Origin of the sequence: Proteiniclasticum ruminis DSM 24773, assembly GCF_000701905.1 — a bacterium.
In the GTDB taxonomy this organism is placed as follows: domain Bacteria; phylum Bacillota; class Clostridia; order Clostridiales; family Clostridiaceae; genus Proteiniclasticum; species Proteiniclasticum ruminis.
This window is the reverse complement of sequence record NZ_JNKC01000011.1, coordinates 45103-71615: the sequence shown is the minus strand read 5'-3', so window position 1 is coordinate 71615 and position 26513 is coordinate 45103. Positions and strand designations below refer to the sequence as shown.

Annotated in this window: 23 protein-coding genes; 12 read left to right on the top strand and 11 right to left on the bottom strand. The window is 37.5% G+C overall.

Annotated elements, in window-relative coordinates; all coding sequences use genetic code 11:
* The 4 genes from T487_RS0112010 to T487_RS0111995 form a co-directional block, all read right to left on the bottom strand.
* A partial coding sequence (locus T487_RS0112010) for an IS30 family transposase (RefSeq protein ID WP_036909471.1) occupies nt 1-976 on the bottom strand: 976 nt, incomplete at its 3' end.
* Nucleotides 977-1148: 172 nt separating this feature from the next.
* Nucleotides 1149-1367: a hypothetical protein gene (locus T487_RS0112005; RefSeq protein WP_031577380.1), complete on the bottom strand. Its 219-nt coding sequence runs from the start codon at nt 1365-1367 to the stop codon at nt 1149-1151.
* A 74-nt stretch (nt 1368-1441) separates the two neighbouring features.
* Entirely contained in the window at nt 1442-2503 is a 1062-nt protein-coding gene (locus T487_RS0112000) for a PIN domain-containing protein (RefSeq protein ID WP_155953269.1), read from the bottom strand.
* Complete coding sequence (locus T487_RS0111995) at nt 2472-3647, bottom strand: DNA-methyltransferase (RefSeq protein WP_031577378.1); 1176 nt, start codon at nt 3645-3647, stop codon at nt 2472-2474. The genes T487_RS0112000 and T487_RS0111995 overlap by 32 nt, the downstream gene beginning before the upstream one ends.
* Before the next feature lie 172 nt (nt 3648-3819).
* Here T487_RS0111995 and T487_RS0111990 point away from each other — a divergent pair, with 172 nt between their 5' ends.
* Both T487_RS0111990 and T487_RS0111985 read left to right on the top strand, forming a co-directional pair.
* Nucleotides 3820-4431, top strand: a complete 612-nt coding sequence (locus T487_RS0111990; protein WP_031577377.1) for a BglII/BstYI family type II restriction endonuclease — start codon at nt 3820-3822, stop codon at nt 4429-4431.
* Nucleotides 4432-4525: 94 nt separating this feature from the next.
* Nucleotides 4526-6511 (top strand): DUF262 domain-containing protein, encoded by a 1986-nt coding sequence (locus T487_RS0111985; RefSeq protein ID WP_031577376.1) that lies wholly within the window; start codon nt 4526-4528, stop codon nt 6509-6511.
* 592 nt (nt 6512-7103) lie between these two features.
* Here the strand turns inward: T487_RS0111985 and T487_RS16500 are convergent.
* From T487_RS16500 to T487_RS0111970, 3 genes are all read right to left on the bottom strand, one after another.
* Complete coding sequence (locus tag T487_RS16500; protein WP_155953268.1) at nt 7104-7268, bottom strand: hypothetical protein; 165 nt, start codon at nt 7266-7268, stop codon at nt 7104-7106.
* A gap of 100 nt (nt 7269-7368) precedes the next feature.
* Nucleotides 7369-8580, bottom strand: coding sequence for a helix-turn-helix domain-containing protein (locus T487_RS0111975; protein ID WP_031577375.1), 1212 nt, complete (start codon nt 8578-8580; stop codon nt 7369-7371).
* Nucleotides 8581-8607: 27 nt separating this feature from the next.
* On the bottom strand, nt 8608-9333 hold the full coding sequence (locus T487_RS0111970; protein WP_031577374.1) for a DUF5986 family protein: 726 nt from the start codon (nt 9331-9333) through the stop codon (nt 8608-8610).
* Between the two features lie 742 nt (nt 9334-10075).
* On the opposite strand from T487_RS0111970, the gene T487_RS0111965 reads away from it, so the two are divergent.
* The 10 genes from T487_RS0111965 to T487_RS0111920 all read left to right on the top strand — a co-directional run bounded on the left by T487_RS0111965 (nt 10076) and on the right by T487_RS0111920 (nt 20867).
* A complete protein-coding gene (locus T487_RS0111965; RefSeq protein ID WP_031577372.1) occupies nt 10076-11641 on the top strand; it encodes a type I restriction-modification system subunit M in 1566 nt (521 codons plus the stop codon).
* Nucleotides 11641-12852 (top strand): restriction endonuclease subunit S, encoded by a 1212-nt coding sequence (locus T487_RS0111960; RefSeq protein WP_031577370.1) that lies wholly within the window; start codon nt 11641-11643, stop codon nt 12850-12852. Before T487_RS0111965 ends, T487_RS0111960 begins: the two co-directional genes overlap by 1 nt.
* Complete coding sequence (locus T487_RS0111955) at nt 12853-14031, top strand: hypothetical protein (protein ID WP_031577369.1); 1179 nt, start codon at nt 12853-12855, stop codon at nt 14029-14031.
* The gene (locus tag T487_RS0111950; protein WP_031577368.1) at nt 14028-17051 is read left to right on the top strand and encodes a type I restriction endonuclease subunit R; all 3024 of its coding nucleotides are present in this window, start codon (nt 14028-14030) and stop codon (nt 17049-17051) included. The genes T487_RS0111955 and T487_RS0111950 overlap by 4 nt, the downstream gene beginning before the upstream one ends.
* Nucleotides 17052-17103: 52 nt before the next feature.
* Nucleotides 17104-17883, top strand: a complete 780-nt coding sequence (locus tag T487_RS16055) for a hypothetical protein (protein ID WP_051651704.1) — start codon at nt 17104-17106, stop codon at nt 17881-17883.
* 74 nt (nt 17884-17957) lie between these two features.
* Nucleotides 17958-18587: a hypothetical protein gene (locus T487_RS0111940; protein WP_143004651.1), complete on the top strand. Its 630-nt coding sequence runs from the start codon at nt 17958-17960 to the stop codon at nt 18585-18587.
* Nucleotides 18588-18840: 253 nt separating this feature from the next.
* Nucleotides 18841-19041 (top strand): hypothetical protein, encoded by a 201-nt coding sequence (locus tag T487_RS0111935; protein ID WP_031577365.1) that lies wholly within the window; start codon nt 18841-18843, stop codon nt 19039-19041.
* A 417-nt stretch (nt 19042-19458) separates the two neighbouring features.
* Nucleotides 19459-19764, top strand: a complete 306-nt coding sequence (locus tag T487_RS0111930) for a hypothetical protein (RefSeq protein WP_031577364.1) — start codon at nt 19459-19461, stop codon at nt 19762-19764.
* A gap of 178 nt (nt 19765-19942) precedes the next feature.
* Nucleotides 19943-20503, top strand: coding sequence for a hypothetical protein (locus tag T487_RS0111925; protein ID WP_051651703.1), 561 nt, complete (start codon nt 19943-19945; stop codon nt 20501-20503).
* Nucleotides 20490-20867, top strand: coding sequence for a hypothetical protein (locus T487_RS0111920; protein WP_031577362.1), 378 nt, complete (start codon nt 20490-20492; stop codon nt 20865-20867). Before T487_RS0111925 ends, T487_RS0111920 begins: the two co-directional genes overlap by 14 nt.
* Before the next feature lie 81 nt (nt 20868-20948).
* Here T487_RS0111920 and T487_RS0111915 read toward each other — a convergent pair whose 3' ends face one another.
* From T487_RS0111915 to T487_RS0111900, 4 genes are all read right to left on the bottom strand, one after another.
* On the bottom strand, nt 20949-21593 hold the full coding sequence (locus T487_RS0111915) for an ATP-binding cassette domain-containing protein (RefSeq protein WP_031577361.1): 645 nt from the start codon (nt 21591-21593) through the stop codon (nt 20949-20951).
* A gap of 2 nt (nt 21594-21595) precedes the next feature.
* Nucleotides 21596-23677, bottom strand: a complete 2082-nt coding sequence (locus T487_RS0111910) for a hypothetical protein (protein ID WP_031577360.1) — start codon at nt 23675-23677, stop codon at nt 21596-21598.
* Between the two features lie 839 nt (nt 23678-24516).
* Nucleotides 24517-25614 (bottom strand): IS200/IS605 family element RNA-guided endonuclease TnpB, encoded by a 1098-nt coding sequence (gene tnpB, locus T487_RS0111905; RefSeq protein WP_031577359.1) that lies wholly within the window; start codon nt 25612-25614, stop codon nt 24517-24519.
* Between the two features lie 257 nt (nt 25615-25871).
* On the bottom strand, nt 25872-26510 hold the full coding sequence (locus T487_RS0111900; protein ID WP_031577358.1) for a putative bacteriocin export ABC transporter: 639 nt from the start codon (nt 26508-26510) through the stop codon (nt 25872-25874).
* Between the last annotated feature and the right edge of the window lie 3 nt (nt 26511-26513).

Below are 26513 nucleotides of genomic sequence, written 5' to 3'. Positions count from 1 at the left end.
TAGGATAATGATTAAGCCATGATTCCACTCTATGAACCATTTCAGGGGTAACGGACTGAGGATCGATACCTTTAGGAATGAACCGTCTGATCATGCCGTTATTCTGCTCATTAGCGCCTCTCTCCCAGGAAGAGAAGGGATGGGCATAATAAACTTCGGTAGCGGTATGTTCAAGACAGGAAGTAAGATCTGCAAACTCTGAACCATTATCGGAAGTGATGCTCTGGAAAATAGTGTCAAAGGAGGTTCCGTATTCCTTCTGCAAGGCACGGATCGCCTGGCTCACGCAGGCGGCTGTCTTGCTTTCTATGAGACGGATGATGGAGTGTCTAGAGACTCTTTCTATCATAGTAAGAAGAACCTTTTCCTTCGTCTTTTTAAGCAGCACACAGTCGATTTCCCAGTGTCCAAAGACAGATCTGTCATTGATCTCTTCAGGACGTTCATCGATGCTCTTTCCGAGGATACGCTTGTTTGTTCTGGTGTGTGTATTCTGAGGCTTGCGACTCATTTTAGAGACTAAATCGATGTTTCTAGTTCTGAGAAGATCAGCATCGATATATCGGTACAGGGTGCTTGTGCAAACCATCTCCTGTGGGCTGAAAAGGTCCAGATCTTTGGCCTGACCGACCACGGCGTCAGGAGAGTATTTTTCCTCTTTCATGAGCTTGTCTGCATGAGAGAGGAACTCGCTGCAATTAAGGAACTTGGGCTTGCGCCCAACGTTGGCTTTCTTTCTGTCAGCAATTTCCTGTGCTGTCTCGGCAAAATACTTGAGCACAGTCTTCCCTGCAATGATCTGCTTAACGCTGCCACGCTTCAGCTCTCTTGAGACAGTGGAACGGTTGACGCCGAGCTCTCTAGCGATGTCGGCGGGCTTGTAGCCATTCTTCACCATGAATTCAATAAGAGTCCTTTTATGGAAGAGAAGGTGTTTAAACTTGTTCTTGGATGTGTTAGAATCAGTCTGAGCCATAAGTTGCTTTCCTTTCATATCTGGTGTGTTTTGTCGCTTACCATGATATCTGGAATCATCTTATGGTTCAATCTTTTTTAACTTGTTGCATTTAATTTTACAATCGGCCTTATAATTTTAGTTATAATTACTTGTTCGAATTTTAATTCTAAATTTCCTTAGAAAATCGAATCTACTTTTCTTCTGGAAAACCAATACCTTTAAAGTTAAGGTTACCTTTTCTTACTTCTTCTAATTCACTTTCTTGCGCCTTTGTGAACTCACTCAACCCTTTCTCGTTTTCTGCACACTTCATACAAATGCACTGTAAGTTAAACATTGACATTGTCCTTCCATCCTTAAGATCTTTATAACACCTGTCACATTTATCCTGAGTAAAAAACCTATCCATAATATCTCTCCTCTTTTCAAACAAAAAGAGACCACTTATGTGATCTCCTCAACACTGTTTCTCAATTACTACCTTTATGTATGGCCTCCAATACCGGTTAATACAAACTTATAGTGATTATTCTCAATTAGTTTAACATCAAAATGTAGTGGAGCATTAAAACTCTGCACAAAATCATCATATTCAATGTCAGACTCAATGATAACTTTTACATAATAATCACCTGAAACTGAATAGCTTGAATACTTAGAAGGTAGAATAGAATCCACTTTAACACTATAAAGATTCTTAAATTTCATACCATCCCCTAGCCAACTTTTCTTTTCAACACTTTCGAGCACAATATTTCTTAACAAGTCTCCGTTAGCGATTGTATACGCTCTTAAAGCTTGAACTTCTTCAAATTCTTTTTCTATTTCAGGATTCTTCATTATTGAAATCTCATCAATCAGCTTCAAGACTTCTTCTTCTGTTCTTATTATAGCCAGTTTTTCTTTGAATAAAGCCATATACTCTTCACTTAAGTCATTATTAAACCTAGCATCCTTAGTATAAAGATAAATAGTAGTGTACGGGTTTTCCCTCTTAAATGATAATAAACTCTCCCAAAGCACCGCATCCTTAAAGCCCTTATCTGACGACTTATCTTTCCCTTCAAAAGGTGGTCTTTTACTAATTGCTCTCTCAATCAACGCATCAAGATTCCCACTACTTACTGGTACATTAAAACCTATGCTAAACTTAGAGTTTATCTGATCCCTAAAGTCTTTACAGATTTCCTCAACATATTCATCGATACTAGTATCACTTTCAATCTTCTGTACCCTAAATCCAGGCAATCTTCCACTTTCCATCAGCCATTCTAGCTTTTTTGTTTTATCTTGGACTTCTTCTAGTATATGTCTCTTAAACTCGAGAAAAACAATTTCGGGTATCTCAACAAAAAGCTTCGCTTCAAGTCCAGATTTTATTATTGCATCAATTAACCATCTCAAGTTGCCAGATAGCATTATCTGTCCAGCACGAATATTTTCTGTTGAAAAGAAGATATTCGTATCTAAAAGAATATTATGTATTCGCATAACATAGCCCCCCTTTAAGTATTCACTTGAAGTCTTCAGGTAACCAAAACCCATTTGCTTTTCTAAGTTCTCTCTGCTCTTTAGTAAATAATATGTCTGAACCTAATTTAAACTCTTCTAACCGATCGTAATCACCTTCATTACTTGATATTCGTTCAATAATACCTTGTACATCTCCGATCTCAACACCAATCCATTTTCTGCCAAGCATTTCTGCAGCTTTATAAGTAGTACCTGAACCACCGAAGGGATCAAAAACCAGATCTCCCTCATTAGATGCTAAGGCGATTATTCTTAACAAAAGCTTTATAGGCAACTCATTTGAGTCTCTGGTCTTCCTGCTTTTATGTCGAACAGGATGAATATCCTCCCAAACATCTGAAATTACTTGACCTAGTTCTGAGACATTTTTCTTCTTTCCACCGTAATCATGAATTTCCCCACCGCAGTGTCTACACGTTTTCATGGGTATTCTCTGTGGATTAAATGCTGATGGCTTATTCCCCTTAATATAATATAACAATCCATAATGAGTGACATTTAACTTGTATTTAATAGGCGGAGTATATCCGCGAAAATTCAAACTTATCCAATGTCTAAACTCAAGATATCTGTTAAGTATTGTAGCTATCTCCGTCGACCACCTAGGAATGTTGTAAACGAATATAGAGCCTCCTGGTTTCAATAATCTAACAGCTTCAACTATCCATTCTTCAGTCCACCTAAGATATTCATCTTCAGAAATATTATCATTAATGCCAGATTCATATACTTTTGAAAGATTGAATGGTGGATCAGCAAAAATCAGATCTACTGATTCTCCTGGTAGTGATCTCATTAGTTGAATGCAATCCCCCTGAAACAGAGTTCCAAATTTACTCCTGAACTTAGGATGAAACACCTCAACAACCCTTTTTTCCTTCGGCAGACTATTTGCAACTAGCTTGCAATTAGATCCCAACCAATCCAAAATGTTATGATCGATAATACCAAGTGATATTTTAAATTCTACTTCCGAAATATCTAAAAACTCCAGTAACTTTTGGAGCACGTCACCATACGGGAACACCCTATTATCATTGAAGTATTTAAGAACTTCAGTTCTAACTCCAATTTTCTTTGAAACCGACGATAAATCGCTCTTATTTTGTATACTTAATAGCTTAAATAACTTATTTACGTGAAAATTATTCTCCATATAACACCTCAAAATTTATTATAGCATAGGGTTTGGCTACTTTTAACTTCATGAACGTATATTTGATTCAAACAAATTTGAAAACCTTTGCATTGACCGAGATGGTTTTAATTTGTATACTTGTATAGTAGATAAGTAAAATTACATGATCAACTTTTGATGGAGAGAAACAATGAAAATAAATCATATCTTACCTTTAGTTAATATCAACAATACTTTTAATGATATCAGAGTCCAAAGCATGCTTGAAATACTTCAATTACGAATAACACAAATGGAACACCCACTTGGGAGTAAACTGTTTCACCTAAATCCCATTAGACAGGGTAATGGAGTTAAAACCATAAAAGATACCTTAATGAAAAGTCTTACATCCGATGGATGGGTTCTTGAACATAGACTAGATTTATCAGTTACACAACGTAAACCTGGTCCAATAGATGCTGTATTACCACTAAACGATGGATCCAGCAAGTACATTGCTATAGAATGGGAAACCGGTAATATATCCTCATCTCATCGTGCAGTAAATAAATTAGTATCCGGACTTCTTACCGAAAAAATTCTTTGCGGAGTCTTAATTCTCCCTTCCAGTGAAATGTATAGGTACTTAACCGATAGAGTGGGGAATTTTGATGAACTGCAACCATACTTCCAAGTGTGGAGTAAAGCAAACTATCCTGTAGAAGAGGGATGTATCGTAGTAATCGAAGTAGAACATGATCTGCTCTCCACAGATGTTCCGTTACTCGCCAAAGGGACTGATGGTAGAGCTTTGAAATAATTATATCCAAAGCCTAATAGATTCATAAGTATAATATATGCTTATGAATTATTATAATTCATCAATATTACTAAACATTTTTTGGGGGGCTCTAATGGATCAATTAGTATCATTATCAAAAATATTTTCCGAAAAAATCTACCGAATTCCTGATTATCAACGAGGCTATGCTTGGACAAAAAAAGAAGTTGAAGAGTTCTGGAGTGACTTATATCGATTAGATGAAAAAAAGAATCACTATGTTGGTGTACTTACTTTAGAGCCTGTTGATACCAGTATCTTTAATAATTGGATTGACGATACTTGGATAATTGAATCAAAGAGATATATTCCTTATTATGTAGTCGACGGTCAACAACGCTTAACCACATCCATCATTTTAATCACCGCTATCCTAGAGGTTATGAAGGCTAATAAAATTGAGAAATTAAACTTTACAAAACATGAGGATATAATAAAGAAATATATTTATGAATCAAAAGATGACACCGATTCATTGACATATCTTTTTGGATATGAACGTGAAAATCCAAGTTATGTATACCTGCTTGCGAATATATTTAAATATCAAAAAACAATATCAGGCAAGATTATTGAAACTACCTATACAAAGAACTTAATTGGTGCAAAAGAAGTGTTTATTGAAAAACTTAGTAAGCTAAATATTAGCGAGTTAGAGGCGATCTACACTAAGATAACTCAAAACTTTTTATTTAATGTCTATACTATTTCAAAAGATATTGATGTTCACGTTACCTTTGAAACGATGAATAATCGTGGTAAACCTTTATCGCATCTTGAACTACTGAAAAATAGATTGATTTATCTTTCTACACTTTTTGATTGCGGTGAAGCACAGAAAAAAATACTGAGAAGAGAAATTAATTCATGTTGGAAAGAAATATACCATTTATTAGGAAGAATAACTTCAGAACAGATACAAGATGATGAGTTTTTGATAAATCACTTTATGCTATATTTTTCTGAAACTATTAAAAATCTTGAAGAAGAAGAACGCTTTCTATTTAGATATTTCCTTGGAAAAACTCAAACAAATTACTTATTAAATACACATTTTGTTCCGAAGAACATCATAGATAATGTGTTGAAAACCACTGACTTTCATGAGTACATTCGCAGTCTCAATGAATGTATCAAACTGTGGGATGAACTAAAGAACCCACAATCTGCAGACAAGCCCGAAGAAATTAAAGAATACTTGCAAAAAATCCGGTTTTTAACACGACAATCCTCCAACTACCACTATGTTTCATTTGAAGAAGTACCAAATAGAAGTTACATTAATGTTTTTATTTTAGCTTGCTTTCAAGCTTGTAATTCAGACAATGATCTATTACTAAAGTTTCTAAAATCACTCGAGAAATACCTTTTTGTTATACTTTTCTATGATCGTGAGGCAATTAAAGAAGAGAGCGACATCCACCTCATAGACTATTTTGACTCAGTTCTTAAGCTTAATAAGAAAGAGCTTACAGTTAACGAAATTATTGAGAGAATGTCAAAACTTCATAACACTATTACTAGTTCACCAAACATTAAGAACAAAACTATTAGAAATTATAACCTGAGGGGACTTTATAAGAATCCTTGGATTAAGTACTTTTTATGTGAGTATGAATATAAGTTAATGAAATCAAGCAAATCTAATCTTGTAAAGTTGGATCGAGAAATTTTATTCAGTAATGGATATAATTCAATTGAACATATTTACCCCTTAAATTCTCATTACAAGTATTGGACAGATCGGTTTGCACAATTCACATCGAAGCAAAGAAACTCGCTTAAACACTCTTTGGGAAATTTAGTTGCAATTTCTGAAAATAAGAATTCAAGACTTGGAAATAAACCTTTCCCTGAAAAAGTATCTAATACTCAAAACACAACTGGTTACAAGTTTGGTACATACGCTGAGATTGAACTGACAGACTTCGAAGAGTGGGGACCTGATGAGATACTTAAGAGAGGACTCACGCTAATTGCATTTCTTAATGAAAGATGGGACGTAAAGATAGCAAAAAAAGATGACAAAAAGATATTTTTAGGTCTTAATTTTCTTTAGACGAAAAAACACCTCGATTTTTCTTCGAGGTGTTTTCTGACGCTGTTAAGTAGTGTACGGTGAACCGTACCACAAGTAACGGCGTAAATTTTGCCGATAGGTATGGTACGAAACAAAAGAACTGTTAACTTTCTAAAGAATCTCATGAATACCTACAGAGCCGTACTATACTTGTTATACCAATATAGCAACCGAAGAAAATCCACAAGTATGTCGCTGGAATAGAATCTTGTCCTTTGATTGTAAGCAGGCTTATAGCGATGATCAAAAGCCCTGTAAATATCAACGTTGTATAAAAGAAGAATTTCAACATATTATTTCTTACTCTTTCATCCACATCCGGCATGTTGTGTTTCTTTAATTTTGTTTAAGAAAAAGAATCAAGAGTAGAATAGCTGATGTTACTCCAGATACAATCAATCCTTCATACCTGAATTCTCCTCTAACTATGTATAGTAAGATAGATCCCAAAAGAAATCCTAGAAGTGTTCCTCCAATTATATAAAATGACATGTATCTGCGCTTCTGACAGCGGCTTATATGTTTTCGTTTAGCTGTAAGAATGCTGTAGCTCGCAGTCGGTGAAAACCATCTAGCCGAATATAGAGCAATACTTTGTAATATGTACTTCTTGGATGTCAAGACCCATCTTCTTGGCTATATCACGAGCCGGCAACGCCATAGGTTCTGATAAAGCATTAAAGATGTCATCATGATATACGTTATTGATGACATTCCTTAATGAAGTAATTCCCATGAACACGCCTCCTGTGAATAAATCTATTAAAAGAAGGGCGGCCTACAGTTCATGCACCAAAATACCTTGTGATTTATCCTCAGGAGGCGTTTATCTTGTTTTATTTATTTCCTCCATCTTCATCATAGGGACGCTTGAGCTGTATAATTTGCGGCTTGCTCTCCTCAATAAAAAGTGTCCCCTCACGTAAATGGAGCAGTTTTTCTATATCAGTACGGTATAGTGTGATTCCATACTGTTTTAAAGTCCGCATGATGCTTGCAGGGTTAAGTACCTTTTCTTCAATCAGAAGGTCAAGAGCTCCCTGGAATATATTCTCGTTCAGAGAATATGGAACATCGTCCGGCTCTTTGGTACGCCATCCGTTTTTGGAAATCTGGCGCATCATATACTGGAACTGGTTATCGCTTATTATTCCAAGCTGATTGCTTCTGTAAGCCATCGCTTGAATGGAAACTTTCCATTTTTTCTTTAGGAACTGATAGTATTTAAGATCCGTTGGGTATGCCTGCACATCCTTGCTGAAGCTGCTTTTCGGCAGTAGAAAGGCGCTGGCGAACATATTAGCCTGTTTTTCACGGGCTTTGAATTCCTCTTTTGTAATGAGTTCAAGATTCTCGCTCCAAGGGTGGAGAAGAATGTGTCCAAGCTCATGGGCCATGTCAAAACGGATTCTGCCCTCCGGGCGCTGTCCAAGGGCGACTGCAATAAAATATATATCCCCGTTTCCAACAATGGTTCTCTGGCTGAAGGCGTCAATTTTGTCCTCTAAGGTATCAAATCCCGTAATTATGACGCCGTTCTTCTCGAGAAGAAACTGCAGATTCTTTATAGGTGCGTCCCCAATGCCCCAGAATTCTCTTAGCTTTAGGGCTATAGATTCAATTTGTTTCTGGGTTTCCTCGATTTTTTTGTTATCAAACTCATCATCGCTACCATCAAAGGATACCTCCGGCAAATTAAGGGCTGGAAAATCAATATAGTTCATCAGCACCTCATAGATTTTTGCAACATATTCCAGTTTTATGCTTTGTGCAGTGCGGTCCATTTTTGTCGCGCTTGCGAGAGAACGGAAGTATGTTACATCCGTTACTGTTTCCCACGCATCCATTTGGAAGAAGAAATCATAAGGGAAGTTAAGAGATGTGGCTAAAGCCCTCACCCTTTCATGTTCCGGAGTGTTCTTCTCATTTTCATAAAGGGACAGCGATTGTTTGCTGATCCCCGTGTTTTCCGCTAATTCTGTAAGGGTAAGCCCTCTGAACAGTCTTGCATTCTTTAGGCGCTTACCGTTGAATATCTTTTTATCCATAATATTTCATCTCCTGACCTTAATTTGTCAGGCCTGTTTTTCACCCTCTCGAAGTTTCGGCCGGATTCCTGTCTTGACTGACACCAGGCTCCTTGTTTCACCATCAGTTTCATCATTATAGGCTTCAGTAACAGGCTCGACATCTGTAAGCCGTGCAAAATCCGGCTTTATGTACTCATTTAAAGATGCCGCAGCGATTATGTTGAAGTCCTTGTCCAGAAACTCCAGCTGAATATCTCGAAGTTCGCTGTTCTCTGCCTCATAAGCGATGACATAATGACGGTATCCTTCAGCGGGATCAATCAGGCCTCCGACAATAGCATCATAATCATCTTCAAGAACATCTTCCTCAAACGGGAAAAGATCCATAAGTGTCATCTGCTTTATTGGTGCTTCATAGCCGCCATTTTCCTTATATAGAATTGTCTGAAGAAAATGCGGTTTATTGCGTTTTTTATTTGGCACTGCTCTGAGTGTCTTTTGGGTTGTTATCGTATATGTAATCTTCTCAGCCCGGTCTACAATCATTCTACCTTCCCAAACATACCTCTTGAAAGGAACAAAATCTATGTGCCCGCCAATGACGAGGTTTCTGAGATTGTCGTTTATGCAGTCTCCTCGAAGCTGTATTGCTGCATTATTGGTTTCTTTATGTTGCTCCCTTAGATACTGGGGAACATCATCTGCAATCGCTTTATCTATGGCACGTACGATTCTGCGCATAAGATTTTCATTGACCTTTATCTTGTTCAAATGCATTACCTCCTGACCTTTATATGTTTTATATTTTTACATAATTTTATCTTTTTGTCAAGTTCAAATGCGTGATTCTGTTATTTTGTTCGTATTTAATCACTTGTCTATTGTTTGTATGTACATTTTTCCTCGGAGGTGAAATATTTCGCCAAACAGTAAAAATCTATCCGCATAACTGCACACCGTTTTTCTACTCCTCAATAACTTTCAAATCGAGATTAAAGTTATAACACACACTGAATTTTACTGACTCCTTTATTTTATTGGTCACTTTACGTTTCTTTGATGGAAACCTCAAAACAGATACAGTCTTTGTTAATCATGGACATGATTCGAGCATTCCGAAGATCTCCTTGGCACCTATCACAAAATCTCTGGGTAAAAAACGTGTCTAACATTCTCTTCATTCCTTTCTCTTTTTGCTTATACTATTGGATTTATCCTGTGGATATCCCAGCTATAATATATCTTCGATGCTTATGTTTGATACGAGTATCTCCTTACTCGTAAATTACTTTCAGAATTATCACTTTTTATACGCACTGATTATCATTCATTCATTTCATTATTCGTATTTTTCTTGCTATAATGAGGTTATGGCGATTTTGATGGATTCCATATCTTAGTAATATCTGGAATCTTTCGATATTTTTTTGAGATAAAATCACAGAAAAGCTGTCTAAATCAGCATTTCTATGACTATTAACATAATCAATCGGGGAAAGAGAGGAAGTAAATAATGACTGACAACAGAAAAGAAATCGAGCGAGCAGAACTCCACCGGACCATATGGGGTATGGCCAATGATCTCAGAGGTAGTGTGGATGGATGGGACTTCAAGCAGTATGTCTTAGGCATGCTGTTTTATAGGTATATCTCTGAAAATCTTACAGGGTATATCAACCGTGGGGAGCATGAGACTGGAAATCTCAAGTTTGACTATGCAAAGATTTCTGATGCAGAGGCTGAAGAAGCAAGAATAGATTTAGTCCAGACCAGAGGATTCTACATTCTACCCAGTGAGCTATTCCAGAATGTGAAGGAAAGAGCTGCCAGTGATGAGAATCTCAATGAGACATTAGAGAGGATCTTCAGAAATATTGAAGCATCCGCTCAAGGTGGTCCTAGTGAAGAGAATTTCAAAGGACTCTTTGACGATATCGATGTAAACAGCAATAAGCTTGGCGGTACTGTTGCCAAGCGTAATGAGAAGCTCGTAAAGCTGCTAAATGGTGTTGGAGAGATGAAGCTTGGGGATTATCAGGACAATACCATTGATGCCTTCGGCGATGCCTATGAGTTCCTCATGGGTATGTATGCTTCCAATGCTGGAAAGAGTGGTGGAGAGTATTACACTCCTCAAGAAGTCAGTGAGCTTCTGACTAGAATCACACTGGTTGGGAAAACAGAAGTCAACAAAGTCTATGATCCTGCTTGTGGATCAGGTTCCCTCCTTCTGAACTTTGCCAAGATTCTAGGAAAAGAAAATGTGAGACAAGGTTTCTTTGGACAGGAAATCAACATCACGACATACAATCTTTGTAGAATCAATATGTTCCTACATGACATTGATTATGACAAGTTTGATATCGGCAATGGAGATACCTTAACCGATCCTATGCATTGGGATGATGAGCCCTTTGAAGCAATTGTTTCCAATCCACCTTATTCCATCAAGTGGGAAGGAGATGCCAACCCACTACTGATCAATGACCCAAGATTTTCTCCAGCAGGTGTGCTTCCTCCAAAGTCGAAGGCAGACCTTGCCTTTATCATGCACTCTCTTTCATGGCTTGCTACCAATGGTACCGCAGCCATCGTCTGCTTCCCAGGAGTCATGTACCGTGGTGGAGCCGAGCAGAAGATCAGAAAATACCTTATCGACAACAACTATGTGGATTGCGTGATCCAGCTACCAAGTAACCTATTCTTTGGTACAAGTATCGCTACCTGCATCATGGTGCTGAAAAAGTCCAAGAAAGAGAACAGCACTCTATTTATTGATGCTTCCAATGAATTTGTGAAAGTGACTAATAGCAATAAGCTCACTCAGAAGAACATGGATACAATTATTGAAGAGTATAAGAATAGAGCTAACAAAGATCATTTCTCTAAGCTTGTTCCCAATGATGAGATTGCAGCTCAAGACTACAATCTGTCTGTTTCAACCTATGTGGAGCAGGAAGATTTGAGAGAAGTAATTGACATCGAAAAGCTGAATGCCGAAATTGAAGAGATAGTTGCTCGTGAACAGATTTTGAGAGATGAGATTGCGAAGATTATTAAAGAAATTGAGGTGGACTGATGAGTAGATTAGAAGAACTGATTGATAAGTTATGCCCTAATGGGGTCGAATACAAATATCTTGGAGAGATTGCAACTGATATCTATAGAGGATCTGGAATCACAAGAGACCAAATAACCGAAGTCGGGACCCCCTGTGTTCGTTATGGGGAGATTTACACCACATATGGCATTTGGTTTGACACGTGTGTATCATATACAGATGCATCAACAATCAAGAATCCAAAGTACTTTGAGCATGGAGATATATTATTTGCAATCACAGGCGAAAGTGTGGAAGATATAGCAAAATCTAGCACTTATATAGGGCAAGAGAAATGCTTAGCTGGCGGTGATCTTGTAGTTATGAAGCATAAACAAAACCCAAAATACATTTCATATGTTCTTTCTACCTCCGATGCTCGAAAACAAAAAAGCAAAGGTAAAGTAAAGAGTAAGGTTGTTCACTCTAGTGTGCCAGCAATTAAGGACATTCGAGTTCCCATCCCACCATTAGCTATCCAAGAAGAGATATTAAGAATACTAGATAATTTCACGGAGCTTTCAGCGGAGCTTTCAGCGGAGCTTTCAGCGGAGCTTTCAGCTCGAAAAAAACAGTATGACTACTATAAAAATAATCTGACGACCTTCGGAAATGAAGTTCCAATCTTAGAACTTAGAGATGTGGCTTCTTACTCCAAAGCAAGAATAAAAGCCACAGAATTAGATGCCGATACTTATGTTGGTGTAGATAACTTACTTCAAGACAAGCAAGGGAAAACTATATCAAGATATGTCCCAGAAAATGGCATGTGTACGAAATACTCAGCAGGAGATATCCTCATCGGAAATATTCGGCCATATTTGAAAAAGATATGGAGAGCTACAAACTCTGGTGGAACTAATGGAGATGTTTTGGTCATACATATCAATAATGATTGTATAACTCCTGAGTTTCTGTACCAACTACTTAGCTCAGATACATTTTTTGCCTATAATACACAGAATGCTAAAGGTGGTAAAATGCCCCGTGGAAGCAAGGATGCTGTGATGAAGTATAAAATCCCAATTCCTCCGATTAAAGAGCAAGAACGTATCGTTGCAATTCTTAATCGATTTGAAACATTATGTAATGATATAACTAATGGTCTTCCAGCAGAAATCGAAGCGAGGCAGAAGCAGTATGATTACTATAGAGACAAACTACTGACATTTAAGGAGCTTGAAGGATGAATGGATATACTGTTAAATCCCTCAATTTGCGCTAAATTTAGAGATACAATAAATCAAAGCCCGTTGTTTATTTCTGATGAAACATATAAAGTCCATTACAACCTTTTTTGTGCTGTAATGGACCGACTAGATACTAGCATCGAATATATTAATAATCATTTAGAACCGCCAAAGACAGAAGAGAACCTTCTCTCTTTTCTTGTATATGCAAACATGGTATCCAACGGCATAAGATTGATACTCGAAGATATGAAAATTACTTCAGATTTTGATGATGCCAAAAAAGAGGGCTCTTATTTTTACTTCAGAGATATTTGTATGGGATTTCCATTGAGTATACCAAAAGAAAACTGTCCTACAGATGATAAGTTCTTTGAATTTATACGTTCTGTTTCATTTGCTCATCCATTTAATACAGATCGTGCGATAAAATTCCCAGAAAAGGAAATGCATTATTCTCCTTTCCTAATACCAAATACGAATTTCATGAAATCATACGGCATTACTGATGGAATTGGGATACGTCTATACTCAAATAGAACTGACAGTGTCAAAGACTTAATTTTCTCATTTGACATCTTAAAGAGCTATCTCCGCTCTAGGTATGAGCAATTAGAGAAGGTAACCAACAGATTGAATGAGATTCTATTTGAAAAAGAGCAAGAGTGGAGAAATCAAAAGGTCGACAGAAATCTCTCACCCGTAGATACATTGAAAGAGATAGCAAAAGCACTTCAATCTCGCTATGAGTCAACTTCAAGCCTGGACAAAGCTATTCTTTACTTAGAATACAAGCATACAAAACCAGAAAACTCTACATCGGTTTCATCTTATAGAGAAGTAATAGTCAATAGTATTCCCTCTTTGTGTGATGCTACAGACAATCTTGATTATGAGAAGTTAGAAGATATTCTATCTGGAATTTTGCGTGCCAATCCTAAAAAAACGTATTCATTTGCAAATTATCACCTTGAGAAAATCTATACCTATTTACATGAAGAGAATAGCCCTATCAATATTGCATATGGTCTACACATGGCAGAGCTATTTGCAAACGAGTTCGCACGTCAATGGGTAAGAATTATACCTGACGAAATGAGTTATAAAGAAATACAACTGCTTGTTTCAGCAGCATGTTATCTTGAAAAAGAGAATCAGGAAAAGGAGCTGAGTTTATGAGTTTATACAACGTCATAGTTTCATCAACCGAAAGCACAGTCGTTGCTGAATACACTGCAAGATATGACCATTCAGGCTCCTATCAGAGTGAGGCAGCACTAGAGAATGAATTTATTCGTGTACTTCAGACCCAAGGGTATGAGTATCTGAGAATTCATGGTGAAGAAGCACTTGTTTCCAATCTCAGAAAGCAGATGGAACTTCTGAACAGCTATACCTTTTCTGATAATGAGTGGAAGAGATTCTTCTCTGAATGTATTGCCAGCAGCAATGAAGGTATTGTGGAGAAGACTAAGAAAATTCAGATGGACCATGTACAAATCCTCAAAAGAGACGATGGTTCTACCAAGAATATCTATCTGTTGGACAAGAAGAACATTCATAACAACCGTCTGCAAGTCATCAATCAGTATGAGGAAGCAGAAGGAACCCATGATACCCGTTACGATGTTACGATCCTTGTCAATGGTCTTCCACTTGTTCATGTGGAACTAAAGCGCAGAGGTGTTGCCATCAGGGAAGCCTTCAATCAGATTAAGCGTTACCAAAGAGACAGCTTCTGGGCTGCCAGTGGGCTTTTTGAATACGTCCAAATCTTTATAATCTCCAATGGCACTCATACTAAATACTATTCCAATACTACAAGAGCGAGCCATATCAAAGAATCCGGTGAAGGTGAACGTAGAAAAAGCAAGAAGACCAGCAACAGTTTTGAGTTCACTTCTTTCTGGGCAGATGGCAACAACAAAGCCATTGCAGATCTTATGGACTTCACCAAGACTTTCCTAGCCAAACACACCTTACTGAATGTCCTTACAAAGTACTGTGTTTTCACCTCAGAAGATCTGCTACTTGTGATGCGTCCCTATCAGATTATGGCCACAGAGCGTATTCTTTCAAGGATTGAGATTTCCACCAACTACAAGAAGACTGGAACCCTCGATGCAGGAGGATATGTCTGGCATACAACAGGTAGCGGAAAGACTCTGACCTCATTCAAGACTGCACAATTAGCTTCTGCTCTACCTTATGTGGATAAGGTTCTCTTTGTCGTGGACCGAAAAGATCTGGACTATCAGACCATGAGAGAGTATGACCGTTTCCAGAAGGGAGCAGCCAACAGCAATACTTCTACCAGGATTCTCCAAAAGCAGCTCGAAGACTCCACCTCTCATATCATCATCACAACCATTCAAAAGCTGGATGTATTCATATCCAAGAACAAAGGACATGACCTCTTCAAGAAGCATTTCGTCATCATCTTTGATGAGTGCCATAGATCTCAGTTCGGTGAAATGCACACAAAGATTGTAAAAGCGTTCAAGAAATATCACTTGTTTGGATTCACTGGAACTCCAATCTTTGCTGCCAATGCTGGTAGTGGTGGAAATCCACTGATGAGAACCACACCGCAAGCCTTTGGAGAAAAACTTCATACCTATACCATTGTGGATGCCATCAATGACGGAAATGTTTTACCTTTCAGAATCGACTACGTCAATACCGTGAAGATGAAGGCTAATGTGAAGGACAAAGATGTATCATCCATAGATACAGAAAAAGCCATGGCAGACCCAGCTCGTATCCGTGAAATCGTTGGTTACATTCTTGACCACTTCGACCAGAAAACGAAGCGTAATATGTTCTACTCCTTACAGGGACAGCGTGTATCCGGATTCAATTCCATATTGGCTGTCAGTTCCATTGAAGTAGCGAAGAAGTATTATACTGAGCTGAAGAAAGAAACTGCTCTTCGTGGACAAAGACTTAACATCGCAACCATCTTTAGTTTTAGTGCCAATGAGGCTGATCCTGATGATGTGTTCCCTGATGAGGATTTTGATACAGAGAGCCTAGACCAGACCTCAAGAGAGTTTCTGGAATCGGCAATTAGAGATTACAACGAAGATTTCAATACCAGCTTTGGTACTTCTTCAGACAAATTCCAGAATTACTACAAGGATCTCTCCCTAAGGATGAAGAATCGTGAAGTGGATCTCCTCATTGTGGTAAACATGTTCCTCACTGGTTTTGATGCAACTACCCTCAATACTCTATGGGTAGATAAGAATCTCAAGCAGCATGGACTCATTCAGGCGTTCTCCCGCACCAATAGAATCCTGAACTCCGTCAAAACCTTTGGTAATATCGTCTGTTTCCGGAATTTACAGGATGCAACCGATGAAGCAATCGCTCTATTTGGAGACAAGGATGCTGAGAGTATTGTTCTTCTGAAAAGCTATACGGATTACTATGAAGGGTATGATGAGAATGGCAAGCATCAGCCTGGATATGAAGAACTTATTGATGAGTTATGCCTGAAGTTTCCTCTTGGAGAGCAGATTTATGGAGAGCAGAACCAGAAAGACTTCATTAAGCTCTTTGGTGCTATCTTAAGACTGAAAAATATCCTTACTGCATTTGATGATTTCGAGAACAATGAAATCCTGACCCTGAGAGACTACCAGGACTACCAGAGTGTCTATATTGATATTTACCAGGAACTGACAAAGGACAAAACTTCTGAGAAAGAAAAGATCAATGAAGATATCGAGTTTGAACTTGAGCTGATCAGGCAAGTTGAAATCAACATCGACTACATCCTGATGCTGGTTGCTAAGTACCATCAGACCAACTGTGAGGACAAGAGCATTCTTGTATCCATCGACAAGGCTATCAGTTCTAGTATGCAGCTGAGAAGCAAGAAGGAACTCATTGAGCACTTCATCGATACAGTCAACGCTGCTACAAATGTAGATGAAGACTGGCGTAAGTTTGTTTCCGAGCAAAAAGAAACAGATTTGAATCAGCTGATTACTGAAGAAAAACTCAAGCAGGAAGAGACAAAAAGATTGATGGATAACTCTTTCCGAGATGGACTTCTGAAGACTACTGGAACAGATATTGACAAGATCATGCCCCCTGTTTCCCGTTTCGGCGGTGGAAACAGGACTGCAAAGAAGCAGAGTGTTATTGAAAAGCTAATGGATTTCTTTGAGAAATACTTTGGCATAGTATAGTACAAACTAAATTCACTTATACCCAATTTTATCATTATCTAGGAGGAAAACTATGGCAGTCGGTAAAATAGATGATACATTTATATCATATGCTTCAGATATATTAGGAGAAACAACTCACGGTTTAAGTGGAACTCAAATTGTAAAATATTGCAACTCGTATGCCGTTGATTTTGACGTTGAGATTCCAATTACAAGTTCTGATTTTGGTAGTTTTGGCAAAGTAGTCCCTAATAAACGTACAGCACTATACTTAAACCTTCGCGAATTTAACGCTCAACAACAGTTCGTAATTATTAAAGATCTGTGTGAATTAACACAATTTGAAAATAATGAAAGTGTACAAGAAGTAAAAAAACGACTATTTGAGCGTTATTCACAATATTCTCTAAGCCCAATATACCTTGATGCCTATCAACTAACTGGTTGGGAAAGAGTTGATCGTTCAATCCAAGAAATGAGAGCAAGATTAGAACCTGCAGACACTGAAGAAAAATTCCAAGCGATTGGAATGATTGGACGTGAAACGCTTATCACAATTGCTCAACAGGTTTTTGATCCACAGAAACATCCTACTCTTGATGGAGTCGAAGCAAGTACAGCCGATGCGAAAAGAATGTTGGAAGCATATATCCAATGCGAACTCGCAGGCGCTTCGGAAAAGGTTCGAAAATATGCAAGAGTCTCGGTAGACCTGGCAAATCAGTTAACTCATGACAGAGGTGCATCAAAACGGGAGGCTTCTATCTGTCTTATTTCTGTTATATCCATTGCATCCCTTATTAAAACAATCCATGATACAGAATGTACAAATATAAATAATCATAGCTAACTAATGAAATAAGAGAATTATTTTTACCTGAAATTCAATAATAACTATTATACTTTAAATTGGTGGTGCATTATGTGATGAAAAAAAAATTGAAATCGCGAAAAGCATTGTGGATTCCCATCATAGTCTTAATCCTTTTTTTAGTCCCTTATCTTGTTGAAAAACTTGTATCAGCTATTTCAGGTTCTACTTTTACCCTGAAATTTGTGTTGCCGAAAGAAGTTTGGTTTGGTTTCATTGGATCTTACCTCGGTGCAGTCGGAACGGTAATATTAGGGGCTGTTGCAATCTGGCAGAATAAAAGATATAAAGAACTATCAGATGATTCTTCAAAAGAAGTTATGGAAATTCAAGGCGAACTAAAAAATTTGAATAAGAGAATTGTTGATGCAATTGAGACTTTAGAGAATATTGAAGTAGCAGTCTATACACCAGCAATTCAGGAGATACTTCACTATTACCACAACGTACGTAAAGAAACATTGGATGATAACTCTGATAGTTGTGCATATCAAATTAATCGTATTAATATTTTTGAAGATAATCCATTAATGCCTTTAGAAGAACTAATGGAAAAGTATAGCACTTTTGCCTTTACCATTCGTAATATTGGCGAAAAGCCGATTCGCAACTTCACTTGCCGTAAAATCACACTTAACGGAACATCCCCCAATTATATACTATATTTGTGTTTGGCAAGTTAAAAATACAAGTTTTGGCAATGAAAAATGCAATTATCAGTACAACCTGATTATTTCATAAGAGCTCTCTCTTTTCTCCAACTGTCTCTGTCAAAAATGACGAGATTGGAGTAGTGTAGAACCTACTACTGCTGCTGAAAAGAAATCCTATCTCACAAGGCAATATCAGAAACATCTGCCGGCTGTAAAACATCTCCACGCAGATTCTATTGAGTTTCTTTACAAGCTGAACAAGGACAGAGGAAAACCTAACAGTATGCAAGAGCTGAAAGAAATCTACACGAAGAAAGGAAAACTTTTAGAAACAGATCCATCTCCGGAGAACTTTAAGGATTTTGAAGGAATCAGGGATTTCATGGATGATCTGAAAAGAGCGCACCTGACAGAGAGATCTGATCAAGCTGAATTTAAAGCTAAGACAAATGTACTTTCAAGAGCCTTTGAGATAGGGGATTAGTCTCCTGAATGTGGTACAGACGCTTTGTTACGTTATAATATTCAGGCGTAACGAAGGCAAGTTCCTTTTAGATAGAATTTTTAATTTTCAAGATTGATAAAAAGAGCTACAACCCCGAAGAAGTTCGGGGTTGTAGCTCTTAAAAATATAGTATAATACCATTATAGGAGGGTTTTGATTTATATGAATATAAGGAGGTGACTAAAATAGAGGATGTATTATTATCTGGCTCAATTGACAATTTAGGGTTAATTATAATATTCCAGAATATTATAATGTTGGCTATACTAGTTTGTTTAATCACTCTTACCATTGTCATTTGGAAAAAAAAATAAAGTGTAAGGAGTATTAAAATATGAATAAGAAAAAGCTATTCACTCCTTCTAAGTATTAGCCTACCTAAAAGGATATTTGATTGTGGTTGTACTGGCAATTACTTTTTTGTATTTCCGATTGCCATTTCTTGTATTTTTACTTTACCATTTACAATATTCATCTACAGATATTATGTCTGGAGAAATTGCTAATATTATTTTTGCAAATTTGAAGTTTGATGAAGGAGATAATTACTTAGAATTATATTTTGAATTCAATACACTTCTTTTAGAAAGGTATTACTTTAGTGTCGATATCTTAATTAGAATTGACAATGATTCATATGATTCTTATGTCTATAGCTTTGAAGATCCACGAAAAATTGAAGTTCATAAAGAAGATACTTAGCTTTCCATTAAAAAAACAAGCGGCATGAATTCTAATTTCAACTCCGCTTGTTTTTTTTACGCCGATGGATATGGTACGGTGAATCGCACCATAAATAAAGGACATTAATACTCTACTCTTTTCGGATATGATATAATAAAAATATAAATAACTCTATTAGAAAGGAGGATTTACACTGATGATGGACAGCATAGAGATGATGGATAAAAAGAAACTGCTTGATATTTTCGAATACATGAATGAACGGTTAAAAGAAAACCAGCTCCAACTGGAGATTACGGTTTATGGTGGTTCAATAATGACAATTGTCTATGACAATAGACCTGCTACAAGAGACATTGGCTGTGTATTTTCAGAAGTAAATCAAACGCTATTTAATCATATACTTGATATGACTAAATTCGCATTCAGTTTATCAGAAGGATGGATCAACGAAGAAATTAAGGAACCTCTAAAGTCCATCCTAAAAGAAGACAAAGAAACCTATAAGGTTTACTCAAACTTAAAAATTCTCAAACCTTCTGCTAAACAGCTTCTTGCTATGAAAATCTTGGCAGCAAGGCCAGAGCCAGCAAAGGATTTCATCGACGCCTATCTACTATGCAAGGACCTGTCTATCAAGACAAAAGAAGAATTACTTCGTTTATGTGAAGAGTATATCCCCTTGACACTCATTGGTGAGAGACAACAAAACTTTATAAGGTATTTAGGAAAGGATTTGGGTTATGATTGGAAATAAATATTTACAGCAGTTATTTGATTACCCGGATATTGATGCAAGTTTAAATCAGCTTCTTGAACTACTTAAATACAAAAACAAAGACTTCATAGACAGTCTTTTCATTCCTGTGGACTTATCACTATGCAGTAAAGATGAACTGAACTTTTTGACAAAAGTCGCAGCCCTTATCGACTACAATCTTCAGATTCACAAGATAGCCGTTCCTGAATGGCTTAGAAGTAATATACTTCGGTTCGAAGTCCCCTACTATCATTCAAAAAGAATCAGCGATTTTGAAAAATTCAAACTGCAAATGACTAATCCCGGTCCCTTTAGAGCGAGAAATGTGTATTTTGATTTAACGGGTATCGGTAGAATTTAAATATTGTAACGAAAAATCCATCTTTAAGACATTTTATAGCTTTAAAGATGGATTTTTATTTCGCCTTATTTTAGCCTTATTTTATGGTACTTGATCAATCCGTATGAGAGGTTCTCCCAGATGCATCAAATCCTCATCATGAGTGACAAGAACCACTGTCTTCCCTGCTCTTTGGAATCCCTTCAAGAGATCTACAACTTTCATTTTATTCTCATGATCCAGGCTTCCTGTAGGTTCATCGGCCAGGATCAGTTCGCAGGGCTTCAGCATCAGCCTTGCAATGGCCACTCTCTGCTGCTCTCCCCCAGAGCACTGATATACTTTCTTCTTTTCAAACCCTGCGAGTCCCACTGCCTCCAGAACTTCCTTTACCCGGTTATTTTCTTTGCTCGTGTCATGACCTTCCATGGCAAGCTTCAGGTTATACTCTACGGTGGCATTATCGACTAAAGCATAGTTCTGAAAAAGATATCCGATTTTATCCTTCAGAAGATTCGTCGCTTTTGTTGAAAAGGGCTTGATATTCTTCTGTCCAAAGTGCACCGTTTCGCCTTTGCCTTTCTTTTCCAGTAACCCGATGATATTGAGTAGCGTGGACTTTCCAGATCCTGAAGCGCCAGAAATCACCGTAAAACTGCCTTCTGGAATTTCTAGGCTGAACCCGGAAAAGACCGTCTTTTTACCGAAATTCTTTTCTAGTCCCTGAATTGAAATTACATTTTCCATAACTACGCCCCTTTTATGGTCTTCACCATATCCGTTGATTCAAATCGTGTGATCAGACCTGAAACTAGAATCATTTCCAGAAGAATCAGGATACTGAATAGCACCAGCAAACTGACAGTCGATACCTTCAGAAAGATCAGACTGTATGGGATCAATACTGCATAGGACACAAGACTCATCAGGTAGAGATTCCTGTAACGCTCACCATAAGACTTTCCAAGCAGATACTGAATCGAAATCAGCTGCCTTTTCTCTTCCAGATGAAGATATATGATCTCATACAGAAGTATCAGGACCACTGAGAGATACAGCACGAAAATGTACAGACTTTCAAGTGCTTCCTGCTTATACTCACCCATATAGAAATCATATACCGGACGAAGATCCGTTACCCGCAGAGCGTCTCCATACCCAGCTGCTTCAAAGGACTCTCTCAGCCCTTCCAGATCACTATAATAGACAGCTCCATAAAGCGTCTGCATACCGGAAGCATCATACTCCTTCGTGTAGAAGACAATAGGATCTTTCACCTTAAAGTGATCTCTTTTACTGATATCCGGATTATAGAAAGCATCCTGAAACTCTACATAAACTTTTGGATATTCCTTCTGAGATATGGTCGTAAAAGGTTTTCCCTTTAATTCAAGTGGAACCAGCATAGTATTACCCTGTAAGGTCTCCAGATCAAGAACTGTTCCATCTTCACGAAGAATCTTATAGTCCTTAAGATACTCTGTATTGACCACGATGGAGGATATCGTATTCGGTTCAAGTTCCACATCGAATTCTTCAAACAGACTCAAGTCTGCATCAGTGAAATCCGCGAGCACTGCATTCTCTTTTTCTGATATCTCAAATGCATCACCAAACATTTTCATGATTCGATCAAAATCCGACATTGGAATGTCAAGACTCACATTGTATCTATAGAGATCAGCATCGTGTTTTCTCTCTCTGTAAATCACATCTCTGAAGGACCGATATCCGACTTCCAGCTTCGTAAGAAGTGGGGTGATTACCAGAATAAATATTAGAATCTTCACAACAAGGTTCCCATAGAGTAGCATCTTATATGTAGATTTTTTCTTGAGATACATGGCAGAGGAAGTATATCTGATATAGACGTAGGAACCTATAAACACAGCTAGAAGACCTGCAGCAAAGTATCCTAAAATCTTGAGCTGACCTTTGTAAATAGCCGTACCGATGTTTCCTGCATCGCGCACAAAAAACCAATACGCTATTCCTAGTGTAAATATATAAACAAGTAGAAGTGACAGGAAAAATCTCCCTAAAAGACGCCACTGTATCCGCACATCGGAATGTCCCATCATTTTTCTGACGCTTACTTCCTTGAGGTGCTGATTGATGATGCCTATAAGAATGATGAGAAGAATCAGTGCAATCCCTACGGAGAGGAAAGCACCTTGACGAATAGAGTCGTCCGGCATAAACGTCTTAGCGTCCACCTTGAGAAATTGTGAAGACTGAATCTGTCCATAGGTATTTACTACTTCGTCTCGGACCTTTCTGATATTGCTTCCTTCCCCATAGAAATAAACCACGTAATAAGAATCTTTTTGGGGACGTTCATAAAGCTGATGTAGTGGACGGAAATAAAGAAGCGGATAGAGACGCCCAGATGCGTAGCTTTCATCAAGCATCTGTATCGTCACTGCAGAAGAATCCTCTCTATTAGTTGAATAATATGAAGACTCACTTCTGTCGCTCCAGGAAATTCTATCGCCGTTTTGAGTGTAAAAGAGATCCTCTATCTGCACTGAAGAAGAATAGATATAGTTCTCCATGACATTTCTGTTCATCTCGTCAGAATACCCTACAATCACACGAAAGGTCACTTCATTTTCATCTGAAGCATTTTTCAACGTTTCCATAAACTCTTCCGAAGAAACTGACGTGAATATACTCTCATCAAACATGAAACTATATGTGCTCTCGTCTTTAAAATCGGGATGCAAGAAATTTTCCAGGTTAAAAGTATATCTGATATTGAATGATGTGACAATCAGATAGGTAGTCGCAATTGCCAACTGAATGATCAGAAAATAGCTGATTTTCTTCATAAAAACTCCTCATTACAAACTCAAGTTTAGTTTATCATCGCTTCTTCATACCCATGCGTATGTACACCTGTTATGTCAAACCCATAAAAAACATGATCATAATATACGGATCATGAACTTCCATATATACTTTTATACTTCCATCCAAGACCGGGAACATGAATGGCTGCGAGTGCAGAAGCCAAAAAAAATACCTGTAACTTTTTTCATTTTTGTGCCTCCTAAAATTATTTATATACATTATAGTATAAACGTATTATGAGTTCAAATATATATTAGAAAATTTGAAATATTATTAACCTTTTCTGTGAATCTATATTTTCTTAATATAATCATTCAAGTTTTTTTAAAACTACGCCGATGGATATGTTACGGTGAACCGTACCATAAATAACGGCGTCAGGTTGTACAAACAGTATAATAAACAGTGTAGATAGATGAGGAGATTCTATACACTCTTTCAAACCGTCAATAGAATTCTTATCTACCGATCAATGTACTCGTAGCTCTATGTCCATGCGATGTGGTGGAGGATCTGGTCCACCAAGCACTTGCATATGTAGTTGAACTATTACTTGTATCAGATGCAACCACTGTGCCTGAAGAATTTAAAATGTATACGGATAATCGAGCATTCGATGTATTAATTGCATCACCATAAGTAAAGTAGCTGTGAGCAGTACTTGTATCAGAACATAGGGTGCTACCTGAACCATAATGTGAACTACTCGCCACTTAAATGATTGACATCATTTTGAAGTGGGAGCTTCTTGGTCAATATCTCTCATGAGATAAGTATCTCCAAGCTCAATGGGTGGTCCCCACCCTGAGAAATTATATCAACCTATTTTTAGCAGGTTTTTAGCTGCATTAATGTCTCGGTCATGCATAGTATTGCAATTTGGACAGGTCCACTCTCTTACGGCGAGGTTTTTGACCTCGCTGTTTTTGTATCCACAAACATTACAAAGCTGGCTCGATGCAAAGAAAGCATCAGCCTTATGAATGGTTCTTCCGTACCATGCTGCCTTATAACAAAGCATGCTCACGAAAGTGGACCAGGATGCGTCGGAGATGGCTTTTGCGAGCTTATGGTTCTTCAGCATGTTTTCAACTCTCAAGGTTTCAATATTGATGACTTGGTTTTCGTCTATCAATCGAGAAGATACCTTATGGAGATAGGCTAGTCGCTGGTTAGCCACTTTTTCATGGGCAATAGCCAGTTTTTTCTTGTTCTTGTAATAGTTATTAGAACCCTTTACTTTGCGGGATAAATCCCGTTGAAGTTTTTTGATATTTGCTTCACTTTGAGAGAGAAATTTCGGATTAAGGATGACTGTTTCATCGGAAAGTGAGGCGTAAGTCATGAGTCCAAGGTCAATAGCAACCTTCTTTTGCACTTCAGCTTTTGGCTGAATGTATTCTTCGGTCAAAATAGAGACAAAGAATTTCCCGCTTGAAGTCCTAATGATGGTCGCTGATTTCAGGGATGCCTCATCAGGGATGTGTCGATGATATTTTATACAAATCATCGACTTCAGCTTTGGAATTTTTAGATATTTATTATCTATGACTTCAATGGTTCCTTTTTGATTGTTGGTGGTATAGCTTTGACCATAGGTTTTCTTCTTGTATTTTGGAAAGCCTTGCTTGTTATTTCCTTTCTTTTGTTCCCGAAAGAAATTTTTATAGGCTTTCTCCAGGTTCAGTTGAGCATTGGCTAACGCCAGCGAATCCACTTCTCTTAGAAACTCATGCTCTTTCTTATATTGTGCGGGTGTATTTTTAAGCATTTGACCTGATTCCTCATAATGCTTTATTTTGTCATGGAGCATGACGTTGTAAATAAAACGGACACAACCAAAGGTTTTTGCAAAAAACACTTTTTGTGCGTCAGTTGGATAAATTCGATATCGATATGTTTTATTTACACTCATCACATCATCTCCTTTTTATATATTATATTCCATATAGATAAAAATATTCATTCTCAGGCAAAATAAAAAGCGATTCATCCCCCACCTATAGAGGATGGGGGAATTCTCATTAATTTAAGTTAAATTAAAGTTGCTATTGTGATTCGGATAGAGTGTATCTGCGAGAACAACGACAACACTAGAGGTCATCAGTAATATTAGAAATACCATCAAACTCTTTTTTAACATGAATATCTTCAGTCCTTCTAAGATAGGTTTTACTTGATTCTGACATGTCGATCAGAAAGTGAAACAAGCGAGGGATCATGAGTAACAACAAGCAGCGTCTTTCCTTTTCTTTTCATTGAAAGCAGCAAACTAAAAATCTCCTCTTTATTCTTCTCATCTAGACTTCCTGTAGGTTCATCAGCAAGGATCAGTTCACAAGGTTTAATTAAAAGCCTTGCAATGGCAATTCTCTGTTGTTCCCCACCGGAGCATTTATATACTTTTTTATTTTCTTCACCCTTTAATCCAACCTCTTCCAGAGCATTTCGAATCAACTTGTCTTCATCAGGTAGTCTATGATGTTTTATGGCAATATGCATATTGTAATATACACTTTCATTGCTGATGAGCGCAAAATTCTGAAACAGATATCCGATTTTATCTCTCAAAATTCTATTGGCTTTGGAGGAAAAGGGTCTGATATTTTTCTCCCCAAAAAGACTGATCTCGCCCCCATCATAAGTATCCAGCAGACCTATCATATTCAACAGTGTAGATTTTCCGCTTCCAGATTCACCAATGACAGAAACAAATTCTCCTTTTTTAACTTCCATACTGAAATTATTGAAAACTACTTGTTCATCATACTTCTTCTTAATATTCTTAATATTTACTATAACCTCTTCCACAAG